This window comes from Agrobacterium sp. H141 (assembly GCF_057158725.1).
On sequence record NZ_CM169893.1, the window covers coordinates 93,593 to 111,248 of the forward strand.

A 17,656-nucleotide genomic window follows, 5' to 3' on the forward strand; every position below is an offset into this window, starting at 1 on the left:
ATAGAAAAGGAGCCCGGTGAAAGCCGGGCTCCTTTTATTTGGGCGGTGTGCCATTGTCGGCAAGCACATTGCCGACAAGATAGAGCGAACCGCCAATCAATATGCGCGGCGGCGTATCGTCCGCGTCAATACGGTCGGCTATCGCCTCAAGCGCTTCTCCAACCGTCATTGCCGGCTCTGCGACCAGTCCGGCATCGAAGGCGGAATGCGCGAGAACCACAGGATCGATAGCTACATCCGTTCCGCGGATCGGCACGGTGAACACCTGGATGGCGAGATCGGTGAAGGCACTGAAATAGCCAACGGGATCCTTGGTGTTGATCATGCCGCAGATCAGATAGAGAGGCCTCGATTGCGCCTCCTCAAGACCGGCCATGGCTTCGGCAATCGCCTCGCCGGCACCGGGATTATGACCGCCATCGACCCAGATCTCAGCACCCTTGGGCGCCAGATCGAACAATGCGCCATGGGTAAGCTTCTGCAAGCGGCCGGGCCACTCGACGCTCGCCATGGCCCGCTCCGCGATCTGATCCGTCACCGGAAAACCTGCCGCTTTGACAGCGCGTATGGCAGCTGCGGCATTGGCGTATTGATGACGACCTGAAAGTTTCGGCAATGGCAGGTCTGACAGTGAATCCTCGTCCTGATAGACCAATCGTCCCATTTCCTCATGGGCAGAAAAATCCTGCCCGTAGACATAATGCGGGCACCCCAGACGCTCAGCTGTCGAGACAAGGACGTCTCGCGCCGCATCATGCTCCTGGTGGCCGATGACGACCGGAACGTCTTTCTTCATGATGCCTGCTTTTTCGGCGGCAATCAGTTCGACGCGATCACCCAGATAGGCCTCATGGTCCAGCGAAATGGGCATGATGATCGAAACGGCAGGATTGGGGATGACATTGGTTGCATCAAAGCGTCCGCCCAGCCCGACTTCAATCAGAGCCACATCAGCGGGATGCTCGGAAAACAGGATGAATGTCACTGCCGTCAGAATTTCAAAAACGGTAATCGCTGCACCCGCATTGGCATCGGCCACGCGGCGCAGCGCATCGGCAAACAACGCGTCATCGACGATCTGCCCTTGTCCGCCCCTTACGCCCAGACGGTAGCGCTCGTGCCAATGGACCAGATGCGGCGACGTGTGGACATGCACGCTGAGACCGGAGGCCTCCAGCAGCGCGCGACAAAAGGCCGTGACCGAACCTTTGCCGTTGGTGCCGGCGACATGGATGATTGGCGGAAGCTTGAGATGCGGGTTGCCCAGCGTTTCCAGCAGTCGGCTGATGCGGTCGAGCGACAGATCGAAGCCCTTGGGGTGGAGCCCCATCAGCTTTTCGATCTCTCGCTCCGCCTCGTCGTATACGTTCTTGGTCATGGGTGGCGTTCCCGCATGCCCCAACCCTGAAGGAGCACAGATCGATTGCGTGTCAGGGCATTATGCTCAGGCTGCGTTGCTTTCGGGCACGACCACGGTCTTGCTCTCATTTGCTGGCAGCTTCATCATGATTTTCAGAGTGCTGGCAAGGGTCGATGGAATCTCATGGCGGGGAATCACCATGTCCACCATGCCGTGTTCCAGAAGGTATTCCGAGGTCTGGAAACCTTCAGGAAGCTTTTCACGGATCGTCTGTTCGATCACTCGCTTGCCGGCAAAGCAGATCTCTGCGCCCGGTTCGGCAATGTGGAGATCGCCGAGCATGGCGTAGGACGCCGTCACACCTCCGGTGGTGGGATTTGTCAGGACCACGATATAGGGGAGACCTGCTTCTTTCAGCATATCCACGGCAACAGTCGTACGCGGAAGCTGCATCAGTGACAGAATGCCTTCCTGCATGCGTGCGCCGCCTGAAGCCGGGAACATGACCAGAGGGCACTTTTCAGCGATTGCACGCTCGAATGCCTTGACGATGGCTTCACCAGCGGCAATGCCCAGCGATCCGCCCATGAAGTTGAATTCGTGGACAACAGCCACCAGCTTGACGCCCTGAACCTTGCCGACGCCGGCGAGCATGGTGTCCTCCTGGTTCGTCTTGGTGCGGCTGTCGCGAAGTCGGTCGGCATATTTCTTGGAATCACGGAATTTCAGCGGATCCTGCGCGACCTTTGGCTGCGGCAGCGCCTCATACTGTCCGCCATCGAACAGATCGATCAGACGATCCTTCGCCGGCATCTTCATGTGATAGCCAGAGGCGGGAATGACCCACTTGTTGTCTTCCAGATCCTTGTGAAAGACCATTTCCCCGGTTTCCGGGCACTTGATCCAGAGATTTTCCGGGACCTCGCGACGGCCCAGCATGGAATTGATCCGCGGGCGAACGTAGTTGGTGATCCAGTTCACTTGAATTACTCCTGATTGACCTTGGTCATCATATAGGGTGGTTACTCGGCTGCTGCCATACGCGCTTCGCCGACGCCGCTTGCGAGGCCCCGCACGAGGGTTGCAACAGCCTGAACGGTGTCTGCGGTCGCTGCATCATTCTTGTCGAGCGTAAGCGCCACCTGGTTGACGATTGCCGTACCGACAACAACACCGTCGGCACTGCTGCCGATCAACCGTGCATGTTCTGCCGTCTTGACGCCAAAACCGACGCAGATCGGCAAATCGGTATGCTCCTTGATCCGGCCAACGGCGCCAGCAACCTTGCCCGTATCCGGCAATGCCGATCCCGTAATGCCGTTCATCGAGACATAATAGACGAAGCCCGAGGTGTTTTGCAAAACCATCGGCAAACGCTTGGCGTCGGTCGTCGGCGTTGCCAGGCGGATGAAATTGATATCGCGCTTGCGTGCCGGCACACACAGTTCGTCATCCATTTCAGGTGGCAGATCGACGATGATCAGGCCATCGATACCGCATCTTTCGGCTTCATCGAGGAATCTCTCGACGCCGTAGATGTAGATCGGATTGTAGTAGCCCATCAGAACAATCGGTGTGTCCTGATTGGTCTCACGAAACAGGCGTGCCAGCTCCAGGGTCTTCTGAAGCGTCTGGCCGGCTTTCAAAGCGCGCTGACCAGCCATCTGGATCGCAGGTCCATCGGCCATGGGATCCGAGAACGGCATTCCAAGCTCGATTACATCGGAGCCCGCCTCAGGCAGAGCCTTCATGATCTTGAGCGAGGTATCGAAATCGGGATCGCCGCCCATGAAATAGGTCACGAGCGCGGGTCTGTTTGCAGCCTTAAGATCGGCGAAACGTTTATCCATCCGTTTGGTCATGTTCTTAGAGCCCCATGCCGAGAATCTTGCCGACAGTGAAAATGTCCTTGTCGCCGCGGCCACACAGATTCATCAAAATAATCTCGTCCTTGCTCATCGTCGGCGCGCGCTTGATCACTTCGGCCAAGGCGTGAGACGGTTCGAGCGCCGGGATAATGCCTTCGGTGCGGGTCAGCATCTGGAAAGCGGCGAGCGCCTCATCATCCATGATCGGCACATATTCGACGCGGCCCATATCCTTCAGCCACGAATGCTCGGGGCCAATTCCGGGGTAATCGAGACCCGCGGAAATGGAGTGGCCTTCCTTGATCTGGCCGTCGCTATCCTGAAGCAGATAGGTGCGGTTGCCATGCAGAACGCCCGGCGAACCCGCTGTCAGAGAGGCACAATGCTCTTCACCGTCCAGACCCTTGCCGCCGGCTTCAACCCCGATCATCCGCACGGACTCGTCGTCCAGAAACGGGTGAAACAGGCCAATGGCATTCGATCCGCCGCCAACGGCTGCAACCAGCAGGTCCGGCAAGCGACCTTCGGCCGCGACCATCTGCTCGCGTGCCTCACGGCCGATCACAGACTGGAAGTCGCGGACCATTTCCGGATAAGGATGCGGACCAGCTGCAGTACCGATCATGTAGTAGGTGTCGTCGACATTGGTGACCCAGTCGCGAAGGGCCTCGTTCATGGCATCCTTGAGTGTGCCATGGCCGGAGGTGACCGGCTTCACTTCAGCGCCCAGCAGTTTCATCCGGAAGACGTTCGGTGCCTGTCGTTCGACATCGGTGGCACCCATATAGACAACGCAAGGAATTCCAAAACGGGCAGCAACGGTTGCCGAGGCAACGCCATGCTGGCCAGCGCCGGTTTCTGCGATGATCCGGGTCTTGCCCATGCGCTTGGCCAGCAGTATCTGACCGAGGCAATTGTTGATCTTGTGGGAGCCGGTGTGATTGAGCTCGTCGCGCTTGAAGTAGATCTTCGCGCCGCCGAGTTCTTCCGTCAGCCGCTCTGCGTAATAAAGCGGGCTTGGCCGTCCGGTATAATGGGTATTCAGATGAGCGAGCTCTGCCTGAAATTCCGCATCGTTCTTGGCCTTGTCCCATTCGTCCTGCAGTTCGAGGATCAATGGCATCAGGGTCTCGGCGACGAAACGTCCGCCAAAAATACCAAAGCGGCCATCTTCGTCCGGACCTTCGCGGAATGAATTCGGTCTCAGATTCTCGTTCACTTCGCTCTCCCTGCAGGTGCCGGCTGGGACACCACTTTATCGACGGCATCAAAGAACGCGTCGATCATTTGCAAATTCTTCACGCCCGGCGCACTTTCCACTCCAGACGAAACGTCGATACCTCTCGCGCCGGTTTCCGCCAGCGCCTCGGCAATATTGTCCTTGTTCAAGCCACCGGAAAGCATGTAGTCGACCTCCGCGTCAAGTCCACGCAGCAGGCGCCAGTCGAATGACACGCCATTGCCGCCGGGTAGATCGGATCCTGCAGGCGGTTTTGCATCGAACAAAAAGCGATCGGCAACGCCGATAAACGGGTCTACACGCCTCAGATCGCCCTCTTCGCGCACCGAAAAAGCCTTCATCGCCGGAAGGCCGTACATGGCCTTCACATGGAGAAGTCGTTCCGGGCTTTCGGAACCATGGAACTGAACGAGGTCTGGTCGGAGAAAAGCAATGATCTCATCCAGCTCTTCGTCATCGGCGTTGACCGTAACGGCAACGATCCTGGCCTTGCCGCGAACTTGATCCGCAAGATCGCCCGCGAGGTCTGGTTCGATGTTGCGGGGACTTTTGCCGAAGAAGATAAAGCCAATATGGCTTGCGCCGCGATGGACCGCATGTTCCACCGCTTCGGCTGTTTTCAATCCGCAGATTTTGACGTCAGGCTTCATCGCTGCGAAGTCGCACGAAATAGCGCGCGAGTCGAGCCAATTTACGACAAAGGCGGTTCACGAATACGTCTTGATCAGCCGAAGTCGATGGCGTGAAGGGCAGAGCCATTGCGCTTCAGCCATTTCTTGCCATTGTCCATATCCGGACAAAGCGAGCGGCAGAGCGACCAGAAACCGGGTCCGTGGTTCATCTCCCTGAGATGTGCCACTTCATGTGCCGCCAGATAGTCGATCACAAAAGGTGGCGCCATGACAATGCGCCATGAGAAACTCAAGTTGCCTTCCGAGGAACAGGAGCCCCAACGGCTGCGGGTATCCTTGAGGGTGAGACTGTTTGCCGGTCGGCCAACCGCTTTTGTGTGACGCGCAACAAGTGTCTCAAGATCCTTGCGCGCTTCCTTCTTGAGGAAGGTGACAATGCGCCGCCCCATATGCTCTTCAAGCCCGCTGACCTTGAGGACCGGGACACCGTCGATCACCGTCGCCTCGGTCAGGCCGCGCAACCCGCCTGTGTGATGAATGCGGTGAGCCTCGCCTCGCAACAGGATTTCCGCGCCGTCGCCAAGTCCGGGATGGACATCAAGTTTGGCAATGCGTGTGGTCATCCAGCCGCGATAGCGCTCGATGAAGGAGCTGACTTCGCGTTCGCCGATGCCCGGCGGTATTGTCATTTTCAGCGCTCTGCCGCCGGGTTCGATGCGAAGGGTTATGCGTGTGGAGCGCGCATTCTCCCGCACCGTCAACGGCACAGATCGTCCCTCCAGATTGAGGACGCGATCAAGGACCGGCGGTTGGCGTCTGGAAGTTCTGTTGAGAAGAAAGACCATGTGTTCTCTTTAGCCGATTCGAGACAATATCAAGGCGCAAAAAAACCGGCATCGTTGGATGCCGGCCTTGTTCATCGACAGGGCATGGAGACCTTATGCAAAGCCTTCGGCGTTGCCCGTATTGTCATTGCGCTTCAGGTTGTTGCGATCACGCATGAAGCGGTCAAACTCTTCCTGATCCTTGGCTCGGCGAAGCTCGCGCATATAGTCATCGAATTCGGCCCGCATTGCATCGAGCTTGCGACGCTCTTCTTCAATGCGATTGAGTTCGTTCTTGCGCCAATCATCGAAGGCGACATTGCCTGTGAAGTTGTAACCGCGACCGCTGCGGCATTTGCCACCGAATTTCGAAAACATGCCATCGGCAGCGCTATTTGCTTCGCGCTTGAAATCCTTGAAGCGTTCGCCGAACAGAATATAGGCGAGCATGGCGAGACCGAGCGGCCAGAAGACCATGAAACCGAGCACCATCAGGGCTACGGTAGCCGGCGTCCAATCCGGGCGCAACAATGCTGACTGATTCATCATCAACTACCTCTTTTTCCTCGGGCGCGACATGCATCCCGATGAGTTTGATGTGGTCGCTGAGGGCCGTCCATTCAAGATGAATGCCCGGCAAAACGGGCAAACACCTGATTAGACTTGGCTAAATCGGAGGGTCATTTCAGGCAGAACGACCGCCCTTGATCACGCGTTTCACGGCAGGCGCCGAATGCTGAGAATGCTCGTTGGCGAAGGCGATGATGCGCGGTGCGATCTCCCGGCGGAAACGCGAACCGTTGAAGACACCATAGTGTCCGACGTCCGGCTGCACATAATGCATGCGCATATGATCCGGAATATTGGTGCAGATCGTCTGGGCTGCATGGGTCTGGCCAACACCGGAGATGTCGTCGTTTTCGCCTTCCACGGTCAACAACGCTACATTGCGGATCGCAGACGTGTCGACCAGCTTGCCACGATGGGTCATCTCACCCTTCGGCAGCGAGTGCTTGATGAAGACGGTGTCGACGGTTTGCAAATAGAATTCTGCCGTCAGATCCATCACCGCCAAATATTCGTCGTAGAAGTCGCGATGCTTTTCTGCCGGCTCGCCGTCGTTCTTGACGAGGTGCATGAAGAAGTCCTTGTGCGCAATCACGTGGCGATCAAGGTTCATCGACATGAAGCCGGAGAGCTGGAGGAAGCCCGGATAGACCGGACGCATGAAACCCGGCAGCGGCCAGGGTACATTCATGATGACATTATCCTCAAACCATTGCAGCGGTTTGTTCTGCGCCAATTCGTTGACGGCAGTCGGATTGATTCGCGTGTCGATCGGACCGCCCATCAAGGTCATGGATGCCGGCGAAAGCGGGTCCCCTGCACTTTCCATCACGGCTGCCGCAGCCAGTACCGGCACGGATGGTTGGCATACGGCGACAACATGTGTGTTCGGTCCAAGGTGATGAAGCATCTCGATGACATAGTCGACATAGTCGTCGAGATCGAAACTACCTTCGGTGACTGGTACTGTACGGGCGTCGATCCAGTCCGAGATGTAGACATCTGCGGAAGGAAGCAGCGCTTCAACCGTGCCACGCAGAAGCGTTGCGTAGTGACCGGACATCGGCGCGACGATCAGGATCTTTGGATCTTCGCCATGTCCTTGCGGCAGCACACGCTGAAAATTGATGAGATTGCAGAACGGCTTTTGCCATACAATCTTCTCATGCACGGAAACTGTCTTGCCGTTGATCTCCGTGGTCGGAAGACCGAATTCGGGCTTGGCGTAGCGACGCGTGACACGCTCGAACACTTCCAGCCCGGCTGACATCGTACGACCAAAGACCGTATGGGAAACCGGGTTCAACGGATTTCCAATGGCCATCCGCATGGCGTCCACTGATGCGCGGACGGGTGCCATCGCGGCATGGTTCAGTTCGTACATTTGATAAAACATCAGGTGAGTTACCTTTTCCGATTGTATCAGAATTGCATTGTCTTCAGTCCGCCGGATCAGCGGGCGTCAAAACTATCAGAGTTTAACGCCGTGGTAACCGTATTGTTGCTCCTGCGAAGGAGGTAGGGGGTGGCGGACGCGGCAACTCATTTGTCGCTGCTGTCTGCCATATCATGTTCGGGTTAAATATTCCCGCCGGAAGCTGGTCAAGAAAGTCTGAATTTACAGCGGCTCGGACAAATTGATGTCGCGGCGGCATGGGGTTTGACTGACGTCGAATTACTGCGCGGTCCTTCGAACACTTGCAAAAGCAGAATACAGAAAAAGCTGCGCCCGCATGGAAGCGGGCGCGAAAAATCGTTACTGAATCATGAATGTTTCACGTGAATCACCGTTTTATGTGATCCATGCTGCCAATATCAGATATCGAGGTTGGCGACGCTCAAAGCATTTTCCTGGATGAAGTCACGACGCGGTTCGACTTCGTCACCCATCAGTCTGGAGAACAGGCTATCCGCATCTGTCGCATCGTTGATCCTGACCTGAAGCAAGGAGCGAACGTTCGGATCCAGCGTCGTTTCCCAAAGCTGCTCGGCGTTCATTTCGCCAAGACCCTTGTAGCGCTGCATGGACAGGCCCTTGCGGCCAGTTGCGAAAATAGAATCCAACAGCGCGCGCGGTCCGGAGATTTCCAGATTACCGTCCTTGCGGGAGAGCTCCGGCGGGACCGCATAGATGTCCTTCAGACGTGGCGTCAGCTGATCGATATGGCGTGCATCAGACGAACCTATCAGTGCCACATCCAGGCTTGCAACTTCCTTGACGCCTCGGACGGTGCGCTCGAAGCGCAGTCCACCTTCTTCGGTCACATGGCCGGACCAGCCGCGCTCGGTTTCCTCAGAGATCAGATCCAGTCGGCGTGCCACGTCGTCGGCAGTCTCTTGCGCGCGGGCTGGGTTATCGGTGAGATCGGGATTGAGCGCACCGGAGATGGCTGCCTGTTCAACAACGGAGCGGCTGTAGCGCGAGTGCAGGCCGTCGATCAAGGAACGAAGGCGCAAGGCGTCTGTGATGATTTCGCGCAGATCCTGACCGGCACGAACCTCACCGGAACCGAGCGTCAGGGTGGCGTCATCCAGACCCATTGTGATCAGGTAATCTTCCAGAGCCTTTTCGTCCTTCAGATACTGCACCGACTTGCCGCGCGACACTTTATAGAGTGGCGGCTGGGCAATGTAGAGGTGACCGCGCTCGATCAGCGCCGGCATCTGGCGGAAGAAGAAGGTGAGCAGAAGCGTGCGAATATGGGCGCCGTCGACATCAGCATCGGTCATGATGATGATCTTGTGATAGCGCAGCTTGTCAGCGTTAAACTCGTCCTTGCCGATCGAGGTGCCGAGCGCGGTAATCAGCGTGCCGATTTCCTGGCTCGACAGCATCTTGTCGAAGCGGGCGCGCTCGACATTGAGGATCTTTCCTCGCAGCGGCAGGATCGCCTGCTTTTCGCGTGAGCGGCCCTGCTTGGCGGAGCCACCGGCGGAGTCACCCTCGACGAGGAAGAGTTCGGATTTTGACGGATCGCGCTCGGAGCAATCGGCAAGTTTGCCCGGCAGCGAGGCAATGTCGAGCGCCCCTTTGCGCCGTGTCAGTTCGCGGGCCTTGCGCGCGGCTTCACGAGCGATCGCGGCTTCGACCACCTTGCCGACCAGGATCTTGGCTTCGGCTGGATGCTCTTCGAACCAGGAGCTCAGGGCTTCGTTGACGAGGCTTTCGACAACAGGGCGAACTTCGGACGAAACGAGCTTATCCTTGGTCTGCGAGGAGAACTTCGGATCCGGCACTTTTACGGAGAGCACAGCTGTCAGGCCTTCGCGGCAATCTTCGCCTTGAAGCTGGACCTTCTCTTTTTTGATAATGCCCGAGCTATCGGCATAGGATGTGACCTGACGGGTCAGAGCACCGCGGAAGCCCGCCATATGCGTGCCGCCATCGCGCTGAGGAATGTTGTTGGTAAAGCAGAGCACGTTCTCGTGATAGCTGTCGTTCCACCAGAGGGCCACTTCAACAGTGATTCCGTCCTTCTCGCCGATGATCGCGACCGGCTTCTCCACCAGCGGCTTTTTCGAGCGGTCGAGATATTGAACGAAAGCTTCCAGACCACCGTCGTAAAGCATCTCTTCCTGCTTGATGTCGGAATGCCGCTTGTCGGTCAGAAGAATGCGCACGCCAGAGTTCAGGAAGGCCAGTTCGCGCAGACGATGCTCCAGTGTGGAGTAGACGAATTCAATATTGGTGAAGGTCTCCGGGCTTGGCAGGAAGGTCACTTCCGTACCGGACCGGCCTTCATATTCTCCGGTGACGACCAATGGACCATCTGCGACACCATGGGTAAAGCTCATCTCGTTGATCCGGCCAGCGCGGCGGATTTTCAGCTTGAGCTTTGTCGAGAGTGCATTCACCACAGACACGCCAACGCCATGGAGACCACCGGATACCTTGTAGGAATTCTGGTCGAACTTACCGCCGGCATGAAGCTGCGTCATGATAACTTCGGCAGCGGACACGCCTTCTTCGGTATGGATGTCCGTCGGAATACCACGACCATTGTCGGTAACCGTGACGGAGCCGTCGGCGTTCAGCGTGACCGTGACGATATCGGCATGGCCAGCCAGCGCTTCATCGATGGCGTTGTCCACGACTTCGTAGACCATGTGATGCAGACCGGAGCCATCATCGGTGTCTCCGATATACATGCCAGGCCGCTTGCGCACCGCATCGAGGCCCTTCAACACCTTGATCGAGTCCGCGCCGTACTCTTCGGAGGCACTGGTCTCATTCATCGGGGTATCGGTCATGGTTGATCTTTCCAGTTCGTTCTGCTTTGCCGCGTCTAATCGAATCAGCGGCGCGTTTGGTGACGACTATAAGTGGTTTGCTTACAGTTCCAAATACGCGTCAGCGTATCATCCCTGTAAAACAAGCCCTTTCGCCGGCAAGGGTTATCATATTTCTATGCATTAAGCGCCATCTAGAACCTGCTGGATCTCCTCGACGCTTTGTGGCGGCAGGGAGCGGATCTTTTGGGCAAGACAATTGGCCATCTGCGTATAGGCGGGTGGAAGTCCTGAGGTGTCGACAACGACCCGGGGATCTGACGTTTCAGCAATCTTGAACAGCTCTTCCGCTTCGTCCCATATGATATTGAAGTAACCGGCCACTCTTTGCAGCAGATCGAAACTGGGCTTGCCACGCCGACCATGCTCGAGAGCCGAGAGATAAGCCGGTGAGACACCAATCGCAAGGGCCATCTGCTTCTGCGTCACGCCCCTGCGCCGGCGCAGATCCCTGACCGTTTCGGCAAATGGCGTCATCTGCTCTCTCCGCGATGTCTCGCCAGGCGAATATACATGGCACCCTCGCCCCCATGCTTTTGTGCAGCTGGCTCATAGGATGAAATGAGGTTCCTGAATTCAGGCTTCGAAAACCACAAGGGTACGGCTCTCTTCAAGGCGCCTTCGCTGCCCATGGAACTGCCCTTGCCGGTGATCACCAGAACATGCCGCATTCCCCTATCATGGGCGCGCATCAGAAAATCCAGCAGAACCCCATGCGCTTCGCTCTGGTAGAGACCGTGCAAATCGACGCGCGCTTCAAGCGGCAGATGGCCACGCGACAGTTTCCGTTTGACCGGCCGCTCAAACGGATGGTGAACAAGCCTGTCTTTCTTTGCCGCTTCCGCCTGGGCCGCTTTTTCCGCAAGGGAAACAGGGACCTTCTTCGACGGAAGCGCTTTGTTCTCCGGCTCGGGCTCGATAAAGGCCGCCTCGAATTCGATCAGATCTTCCAGCCGCCCCGGCATGGGACGCGTGCTGCGCGCCACCTTGCCCCAGAGGATGCGGTCTTCCGAATTCAATTTACGGTCACGTGCCACTACCGATACCTCTTAGCCACCGACTTGGGGATGAGGATATAAAAGTCTGCGGCGTTGCGCACTGTACCTGCCAGTTCGCCGGCGGCAAATCCCGATCCGGTAAAGATGTCGCCGCGCGCCGGACCAACAATCGCCGAGCCCGTGTCCAGTGCCAGCATCAACCTGCCAAAGGGGTGTCCGTCATCGAGATGCGTCAATGTCTTTGAGTGGACGAAAAACGGAAAACCGAAGGTGTGGATTTCACGGTCGACAGCAAGCGACCGTCCGGCAACGAGAGGGACTTTTGCAGCCGCAATCGGGCCGGAGGTGAGATCACCGACCTCGACTTCCTTGAAGAAAATGTAGGAGCGATTGTGCCATAGAACCTCGTCCACCTCATCTGGATGCTCTGCCAACCACTTGCGGATCGACTGCATCGAGATTTCAGAGGCGGGGATCTGCCCCCGGTCCACGAGCAACTTCCCGATAGCGGAAAAGGGATGCCCGGCCTTTGCGGAATAGGTGATGCGCGAGATGGTGCCGTCGGGAAACCGTAGCCGGGCCGCACCCTGGATATGGACGAAAAAGAGATCGACCTTTGACTTTGCCCAGGCAAGCTCAAGCCCCTTGCCTTCCAGATATCCAAGATCGATAGAGCGGCGATCCGGATACGGTTCGAGACGACCGTCGTTCGACCGGGCAAAGCGGTAGCCGGGTTGCAGATGCTCGGCAGCCTGATTGTCATCGATATCGACGAGGTCTGCGGGGCGGGCGTAGATCGGATATTTGAACTCGGTATCGGGCATTGCCGAGACAGCGATCTCCGGCTCGTAAAAGGCGGTGACTAGCCCCTTCGAACCATTCGCCTCTTCGATGAAGAAGGGCTGAAAATGCTGCTCAAAGAAAGACCGGGCGGCTGCCGGATTATCAGGAAGGCTATCCGGAAGAGCTTCAGCAATGCTGACGAGATCTTCCGCACTCAGGCCAAGAGCACCTTTGCGATAGGGTTTGACCGAGCGGATATGATCGATGCAATTTCGAAGGGCTGGAAAGAGCGGGGTTGGATCATCAGCGGTCCAACCCTCAAGCTCATCAAATTTGGCCTCGCGAAACCGGTAGCCCGAAGCCGACAAATTCATTGCTCCGATTCGGTCGCGATCAATTTCCAGTTCGGGTCGCGTGAGCGCAGGTCGCGTGCAAATGTCCAGATATCATTGACCTCCGCAACATTATCGGCGTCTCCATCGACCAGAGTTCCCGACTTGTCGTAGGTGGCGGAAATCAGTTCGCAGATGATCCGCACGGTCACATGCGCTTCGCTGTCCTTGATGCTGGCATGAATGATATCGGCCTTCTCGATCCCGACAAAGGTGGACTTGATGGTCTCGCCCTTGGTCTCCCGATCAGTGATCGCGGATTCAAAACCTTCATAGACATCCTGCGACAGAAGACCCTTGAGCGTCTTGCGGTCGCCATCGGCGAAAGCCATGACGATCATCTCGTAGGCCATGCGAGAGCCGTTGAGGAATTCCTTGGGTGAAAAATTGGGATCCGCTGCGGCAAGCTCCCGAAGCGAGCCATTCAACTCGGTTCCGGCCGGGGTGTAGGCATCGATATTGGCGAAACTGTTTTCCGCTGTTTCAGGAGCGCGCTTCGGCAGCGTGACGACCTTTCCATCCTCACTGCCCGGGCCTTTCGCAAGATCCCGTTGGCTATACGAATCGAAAGGTGGTTTCTCGCTTCCGGTTCGACGGCCGAGTACATTTCGGAGCTGCAAGAAGATAAGCACTGCGGCTACCAGGAAAAATAGAGTTACAAATTCGTTCGATCCCATTGCTTTCCGGTCACCGTTTTAATTATTGCTGAGCATTCCCATATAATGGTCATTGCTGGCGCATTCAAATAGCGAAGCGTCATTCTTTATGTGCACTCTGTTCATATGCCTGTTCAGAGTTACCTTGACCCTAACGGAGACCAATCCATTGCGTCCGTGGTTCCTTATATTTTTGCTCCTGCCGCTTGCAGAGATCGCTGGCTTCGTTGTCGTTGGAAAAGCGATCGGTGTTCTGGCGACATTGGGCCTGACCGTGGCCACGGGCCTGCTGGGTGTTGCCCTGCTTAGACGTCAAGGACTGGGTATCCTCAAAAGACTTGAGGAAGCCAATCAGGCAGACGGGCAGGCGATGCGGGAAATCACCCATGGCGTGATGATCGTGATTGCAGCGTTCCTGCTTCTCATTCCCGGCTTCCTCACGGATATCGTCGGTTTTCTGTTGTTCATTCCTTTTGTCCGCGACCTTGCCTGGTCGTATGTTCGCCCCGGGATTGTGTTCGTCCGCACATCGGGACGCTCGCCGGGCAGCCGCGGCGGCAAGGCAGAGCCCAATCGGCCAAGCCCGGTGGTTGATCTTGATGATGACGAATACAGCCGCAACAGCGATCCGAATTCGCCCTGGAAATTGGACGATACGTCAGACAAACGCTGATACGCGGTAGTCCAGATGGACCTCGGCAAGGCTTGTAAGCCCCTGCCCGAAATGATAGACGGCCTGCAAACACAACCTTACGAGGACAAGCCTATGGCCGAAGAAAAAGAGGGAACAGCAAGCCCTTCGATCAACATTCTTGCCCAGTATATCAAGGATCTTTCCTTCGAGAATCCGGGTGCTCCGCGTTCGCTTCAGTCGCGCGACAAGTCGCCTGCGATCAATATCAATGTGAACGTCAACGCCAATCCATTGTCTGAGACCGATTTCGACGTTGTTCTCACGTTGAATGCGGATGCCAAGGACGGCGACAAGACCGTTTTCGCAGCTGAGCTCGTTTACGGCGGCGTTTTCCGTGTGGTGGGTTTTCCACAAGAGCACATGCTTCCGGTCCTGTTCATCGAATGCCCGCGCCTGCTTTTCCCGTTCGCACGACAGATCATTGCCGATGCCACACGCAATGGCGGCTTCCCGCCACTGATGATCGATCCGATCGACTTTGCCCAGATGTTTGCGCAGCGTATGGCCGAGGAGCGCACCAAAGCGCAGGTATCAGCGCCTAACTAAGAGCCGATCGTCCAAGACAAGTTTAGAAATGCCCGGGCACAACCCGGGCTTTTTTATTGAAACTTTTTCCAGATCGCGTTCTTGCCGAGGCGTTTTACGACGCTCTCATGTGCACCAATTTCGGTGGAGGTCAGCCGCGTCGGCAGTGCGTTAGGACGCGCACCAATCTGGACAACAACATCAGCATCATCGTCCGACCGGGTGTCCGACTTGGAATCGTCGATCACCGCAAGGCCGAGCGCACCCTGTCGACCGCCCAGCATTTCAATATAGACTTCGGCCAGCAATTCGGAGTCGAGCAGCGCGCCGTGCTTGCTTCGATGCGAATTGTCGATGCCATAACGACGGCACAAGGCGTCTAGGGAGTTGGGTCCCATGGGATGCTTGCGGCGTGCAAGGGCCAAAGTATCCGTGACAAGATCGATCGGCACCGGCGGTAGCGAAAGCCTTGCATACTCGGCATTGATGAAATTCATATCGAAGGTCGCATTGTGAGCGACCCAGCGAGCACCTTCAAAGAAGGCCTTGAGATCTTCTACAATTTCAGCGAATGGCGGCTTGTCTGCCAGAAACTCGTCTGTAATTCCGTGAACCGCCAGGGCGTCGGGATGCACTTTTCTATCACCGGGATTGATGTAGACATGAAAACTGCGGCCTGTCGGGAAATGATTCTCAAGCTCGATGCCTCCGATTTCAATCACGCGGTCGTTCTTGAACTCAAGGCCTGTGGTTTCCGTATCGAAGACGATTTCACGCATTGTCGAATTATGCCTTCTGTTGCCGCAACTGCTGAATGATGTTGTCGACGGCCTGCCGGGCAGCTTCGAAACCAAGTCCCGTGTCGACGATGAAATCGGCGCGCCTGCGTTTTTCACTATCCGACATTTGTCGCGACAGAATCATGTCGAATTTTTCGCGCGTCATACCAGGTCGCGCAAGCACTCTTTTTTCCTGAATGTCCGGATCGCAGGTCACAACGACAATGGAATCCACGCGGTCTTGCCCGCCGGTTTCAAACAACAGGGGTATGTCCAGAACCACCAGATCCGCGCCAGCCTCTTTCTGGCGCACCAGGAATGCCTGCTCTTCCGCGCGAACAAGAGGATGAACGATGGCCTCCAGTTCCGCAAACTTAGCCGGATTCCTCGACAGATAATCGGCGAGTTTCTGGCGATCAACCACGCCGTTAGAGGCGACGCCGGGAAACGCGATTTCAATCGGTGCGACCGCTTTACCCCGGTAGAGTTCGTGAACGACCTGATCGGCATCATTGACCGGAATACCGGCTTCGCGAAAGAACTGTGCCGTCGTTGACTTGCCCATCCCGATCGATCCTGTGAGGCCGAGCTTGATCATGCCTTCAACCCCAGATCGCTGATGATCAAAAACCTCAGTTCTTCGGTGACTACTGGCATCTGGCCAAACCACTTTTCAAAACCGGTACCGGCCTGATGCAATAACATTCCCAGGCCATCGACGGTGCGAAAGCCGTCGCGCTGCGCCTGTTCGAGAATGGGCGTAACAAGTGGTGTGTAGACGATGTCGGTCACGACTGCATCACCCGTCAATTTTGACAGCGGCAATGTTGGAACGGGGTGTCCATCCATGCCAAGCGACGTGGTGTTCACGAACAGGCCAGCGCCAGTCGACACCTCGTCAAGAGCATCGAGTGCATGGCCATGAATGCTAGATCCAAAGTGATCTGCCAACTCGATAGCGCGTTGCGCAGTTCGGTTGACCACATGGATATTTGCAATACCGCGCTCGCGAAGCGACTGGATGATCGCGCGGCTTGCTCCGCCCGCCCCGAGTACGACGGCGGTCTTACATTGATCCCAGCCGGGGCTGCGCTCGTCGAGATTGCGAACGAAACCGATGCCGTCCGAATTGGTGGCGCAGAGTATCCCATCTTCCAGCCACAGGGTGTTAACGGCGCCCAGTTCCATGGCCAAATCGTCACAACGGTCAGCGAGAAGGAAGGCGGATTCCTTGTGCGGGATGGTAATATTGCCACCCCGGTAGCCGGATTCGCCCGACTTGAGATTTGCAATAAAGGAGGCGAAATCTGTGACTTCGACCGCTACCGCTTCATAGTCGCCGGCAATTCCCAGCTGACCCAGCCAGTATCTATGAATGAGCGGCGACCGCGAATGCTTAATCGGATAGCCGGCAACGAAAGCTTTCATTAAGAATGTTTCACGTGAATCATGCATGCAATTCTCCCAGGTCCCGCAATTTGTCGAGCAGCGGGATCAACGGCAAACCAATGATCGTGAAATAATCGCCATCCACCTTGTCAAATAGCTGGATGCCCTCGGCTTCCAACTGATAGCCGCCGACGCTCTGCAAGACGCTGTCGCCAACACGATCGAGATACAGATCAACAAACGATTCCGAAAAATTTCTCATGGAAAGACGAGCTGTCTCAACCTGTTGCCACAGCACATTTCCACCGGAGGCGATGACAATACCGCTATTGAGGCAATGGGTCCGTCCACGCAATTCCATGAGCTGACGTCGAGCCATGCCTCTATCTGACGGTTTGTGATAGGCCCTATCCCCAAGTGACATTGTCTGGTCACAGCCGATGACGAGTGCATCGGGGTGTCTTCTGCTCACTGCCAGCGCCTTGGCTTTTGCCAGTTCGATTGCCACGTCTGAGGCAGACATTGAAGCCAGACCATTGGCTTCCTCTATCGCCCGCTCATCAACGCCTGGGGCTTCTGTCGAAAAGCTAATGCCGGCATTCTGCAGCAATGATTTCCGGAAGGGGCTTGTGGAGGCCAGTATCAACATTCGGCTCATC

The 17,656-nt window shown here is 56.4% G+C and carries 19 protein-coding genes; 2 read left to right on the forward strand and 17 right to left on the reverse strand.

Going from position 1 to position 17,656, the window contains the following annotated elements:
* Nucleotides 1-34: 34 nt before the first annotated feature.
* The 13 genes from ACWPM9_RS00400 to ACWPM9_RS00460 form a co-directional block, all read right to left on the reverse strand.
* Nucleotides 35-1,378 carry a bifunctional folylpolyglutamate synthase/dihydrofolate synthase gene (locus ACWPM9_RS00400; protein ID WP_484756366.1) on the reverse strand — a complete coding sequence of 448 codons (1,344 nt, stop codon included), beginning with the start codon at nucleotides 1,376-1,378 and terminating at the stop codon, nucleotides 35-37.
* Nucleotides 1,379-1,444: 66 nt separating this feature from the next.
* Entirely contained in the window at nucleotides 1,445-2,341 is an 897-nt protein-coding gene (accD, locus tag ACWPM9_RS00405; RefSeq protein WP_484756367.1) for an acetyl-CoA carboxylase, carboxyltransferase subunit beta, read from the reverse strand.
* A 41-nt stretch (nucleotides 2,342-2,382) separates the two neighbouring features.
* Nucleotides 2,383-3,222, reverse strand: coding sequence for a tryptophan synthase subunit alpha (trpA, locus tag ACWPM9_RS00410; RefSeq protein WP_428188363.1), 840 nt, complete (start codon nucleotides 3,220-3,222; stop codon nucleotides 2,383-2,385).
* 4 nt (nucleotides 3,223-3,226) lie between these two features.
* Nucleotides 3,227-4,447, reverse strand: coding sequence for a tryptophan synthase subunit beta (trpB, locus tag ACWPM9_RS00415; RefSeq protein ID WP_428188364.1), 1,221 nt, complete (start codon nucleotides 4,445-4,447; stop codon nucleotides 3,227-3,229).
* Entirely contained in the window at nucleotides 4,444-5,118 is a 675-nt protein-coding gene (locus ACWPM9_RS00420; RefSeq protein WP_484756368.1) for a phosphoribosylanthranilate isomerase, read from the reverse strand. Before ACWPM9_RS00420 ends, trpB begins: the two co-directional genes overlap by 4 nt.
* Before the next feature lie 74 nt (nucleotides 5,119-5,192).
* Nucleotides 5,193-5,945, reverse strand: coding sequence for a M48 family metallopeptidase (locus ACWPM9_RS00425; protein ID WP_484756369.1), 753 nt, complete (start codon nucleotides 5,943-5,945; stop codon nucleotides 5,193-5,195).
* Nucleotides 5,946-6,038: 93 nt separating this feature from the next.
* Nucleotides 6,039-6,470: a DUF2852 domain-containing protein gene (locus ACWPM9_RS00430; RefSeq protein WP_428188528.1), complete on the reverse strand. Its 432-nt coding sequence runs from the start codon at nucleotides 6,468-6,470 to the stop codon at nucleotides 6,039-6,041.
* Nucleotides 6,471-6,609: 139 nt separating this feature from the next.
* Entirely contained in the window at nucleotides 6,610-7,887 is a 1,278-nt protein-coding gene (locus ACWPM9_RS00435; RefSeq protein ID WP_484756370.1) for a polyhydroxyalkanoate depolymerase, read from the reverse strand.
* 419 nt (nucleotides 7,888-8,306) lie between these two features.
* On the reverse strand, nucleotides 8,307-10,742 hold the full coding sequence (gyrB, locus tag ACWPM9_RS00440; RefSeq protein ID WP_428188368.1) for a DNA topoisomerase (ATP-hydrolyzing) subunit B: 2,436 nt from the start codon (nucleotides 10,740-10,742) through the stop codon (nucleotides 8,307-8,309).
* 162 nt (nucleotides 10,743-10,904) lie between these two features.
* The gene (locus ACWPM9_RS00445) at nucleotides 10,905-11,258 is read right to left on the reverse strand and encodes a helix-turn-helix domain-containing protein (RefSeq protein ID WP_484756371.1); all 354 of its coding nucleotides are present in this window, start codon (nucleotides 11,256-11,258) and stop codon (nucleotides 10,905-10,907) included.
* Nucleotides 11,255-11,818, reverse strand: coding sequence for a Smr/MutS family protein (locus ACWPM9_RS00450; RefSeq protein WP_484756372.1), 564 nt, complete (start codon nucleotides 11,816-11,818; stop codon nucleotides 11,255-11,257). Before ACWPM9_RS00450 ends, ACWPM9_RS00445 begins: the two co-directional genes overlap by 4 nt.
* Nucleotides 11,818-12,936, reverse strand: coding sequence for a murein transglycosylase A (gene mltA, locus ACWPM9_RS00455; RefSeq protein ID WP_484756373.1), 1,119 nt, complete (start codon nucleotides 12,934-12,936; stop codon nucleotides 11,818-11,820). Before mltA ends, ACWPM9_RS00450 begins: the two co-directional genes overlap by 1 nt.
* Nucleotides 12,933-13,631 carry a Tim44/TimA family putative adaptor protein gene (locus ACWPM9_RS00460; RefSeq protein WP_484756374.1) on the reverse strand — a complete coding sequence of 233 codons (699 nt, stop codon included), beginning with the start codon at nucleotides 13,629-13,631 and terminating at the stop codon, nucleotides 12,933-12,935. The genes mltA and ACWPM9_RS00460 overlap by 4 nt, the downstream gene beginning before the upstream one ends.
* Before the next feature lie 124 nt (nucleotides 13,632-13,755).
* On the opposite strand from ACWPM9_RS00460, the gene ACWPM9_RS00465 reads away from it, so the two are divergent.
* Together ACWPM9_RS00465 and secB are read left to right on the forward strand one after the other, a co-directional pair.
* Complete coding sequence (locus ACWPM9_RS00465) at nucleotides 13,756-14,283, forward strand: FxsA family protein (RefSeq protein WP_484756375.1); 528 nt, start codon at nucleotides 13,756-13,758, stop codon at nucleotides 14,281-14,283.
* A 51-nt stretch (nucleotides 14,284-14,334) separates the two neighbouring features.
* Nucleotides 14,335-14,850 (forward strand): protein-export chaperone SecB, encoded by a 516-nt coding sequence (gene secB / locus ACWPM9_RS00470; RefSeq protein ID WP_428188529.1) that lies wholly within the window; start codon nucleotides 14,335-14,337, stop codon nucleotides 14,848-14,850.
* A 53-nt stretch (nucleotides 14,851-14,903) separates the two neighbouring features.
* Here secB and dnaQ read toward each other — a convergent pair whose 3' ends face one another.
* The 4 genes from dnaQ to ACWPM9_RS00490 are packed head-to-tail and all read right to left on the reverse strand — an operon-like array spanning nucleotide 14,904 to nucleotide 17,655.
* Nucleotides 14,904-15,608, reverse strand: coding sequence for a DNA polymerase III subunit epsilon (dnaQ, locus tag ACWPM9_RS00475; RefSeq protein WP_484756376.1), 705 nt, complete (start codon nucleotides 15,606-15,608; stop codon nucleotides 14,904-14,906).
* Between the two features lie 7 nt (nucleotides 15,609-15,615).
* A complete protein-coding gene (gene coaE, locus ACWPM9_RS00480; protein WP_484756377.1) occupies nucleotides 15,616-16,206 on the reverse strand; it encodes a dephospho-CoA kinase in 591 nt (196 codons plus the stop codon).
* Nucleotides 16,203-17,063, reverse strand: coding sequence for a shikimate dehydrogenase (locus ACWPM9_RS00485; protein ID WP_484756378.1), 861 nt, complete (start codon nucleotides 17,061-17,063; stop codon nucleotides 16,203-16,205). Before ACWPM9_RS00485 ends, coaE begins: the two co-directional genes overlap by 4 nt.
* Nucleotides 17,056-17,655, reverse strand: coding sequence for a Maf-like protein (locus ACWPM9_RS00490; RefSeq protein ID WP_428188377.1), 600 nt, complete (start codon nucleotides 17,653-17,655; stop codon nucleotides 17,056-17,058). The genes ACWPM9_RS00485 and ACWPM9_RS00490 overlap by 8 nt, the downstream gene beginning before the upstream one ends.
* Nucleotide 17,656: the final 1 nt, after the last annotated feature.

Bases quoted from the DNA above. Each gene is read 5' to 3' on its own strand.
- ACWPM9_RS00400 (WP_484756366.1), bottom strand. From the start codon at position 1,378: ATGACCAAGAACGTATACGACGAGGCGGAGCGAGAGATCGAAAAGCTG.
- trpA (WP_428188363.1), bottom strand. From the start codon at position 3,222: ATGACCAAACGGATGGATAAACGTTTCGCCGATCTTAAGGCTGCAAAC.
- ACWPM9_RS00420 (WP_484756368.1), bottom strand. From the start codon at position 5,118: ATGAAGCCTGACGTCAAAATCTGCGGATTGAAAACAGCCGAAGCGGTG.
- ACWPM9_RS00425 (WP_484756369.1), bottom strand. From the start codon at position 5,945: ATGGTCTTTCTTCTCAACAGAACTTCCAGACGCCAACCGCCGGTCCTT.
- ACWPM9_RS00430 (WP_428188528.1), bottom strand. From the start codon at position 6,470: ATGAATCAGTCAGCATTGTTGCGCCCGGATTGGACGCCGGCTACCGTA.
- ACWPM9_RS00435 (WP_484756370.1), bottom strand. From the start codon at position 7,887: ATGTTTTATCAAATGTACGAACTGAACCATGCCGCGATGGCACCCGTC.
- gyrB (WP_428188368.1), bottom strand. From the start codon at position 10,742: ATGACCGATACCCCGATGAATGAGACCAGTGCCTCCGAAGAGTACGGC.
- ACWPM9_RS00445 (WP_484756371.1), bottom strand. From the start codon at position 11,258: ATGACGCCATTTGCCGAAACGGTCAGGGATCTGCGCCGGCGCAGGGGC.
- mltA (WP_484756373.1), bottom strand. From the start codon at position 12,936: ATGAATTTGTCGGCTTCGGGCTACCGGTTTCGCGAGGCCAAATTTGAT.
- ACWPM9_RS00460 (WP_484756374.1), bottom strand. From the start codon at position 13,631: ATGGGATCGAACGAATTTGTAACTCTATTTTTCCTGGTAGCCGCAGTG.
- secB (WP_428188529.1), top strand. From the start codon at position 14,335: ATGATAGACGGCCTGCAAACACAACCTTACGAGGACAAGCCTATGGCC.
- dnaQ (WP_484756376.1), bottom strand. From the start codon at position 15,608: ATGCGTGAAATCGTCTTCGATACGGAAACCACAGGCCTTGAGTTCAAG.
- coaE (WP_484756377.1), bottom strand. From the start codon at position 16,206: ATGATCAAGCTCGGCCTCACAGGATCGATCGGGATGGGCAAGTCAACG.
- ACWPM9_RS00485 (WP_484756378.1), bottom strand. From the start codon at position 17,063: ATGCATGATTCACGTGAAACATTCTTAATGAAAGCTTTCGTTGCCGGC.
- ACWPM9_RS00490 (WP_428188377.1), bottom strand. From the start codon at position 17,655: ATGAGCCGAATGTTGATACTGGCCTCCACAAGCCCCTTCCGGAAATCA.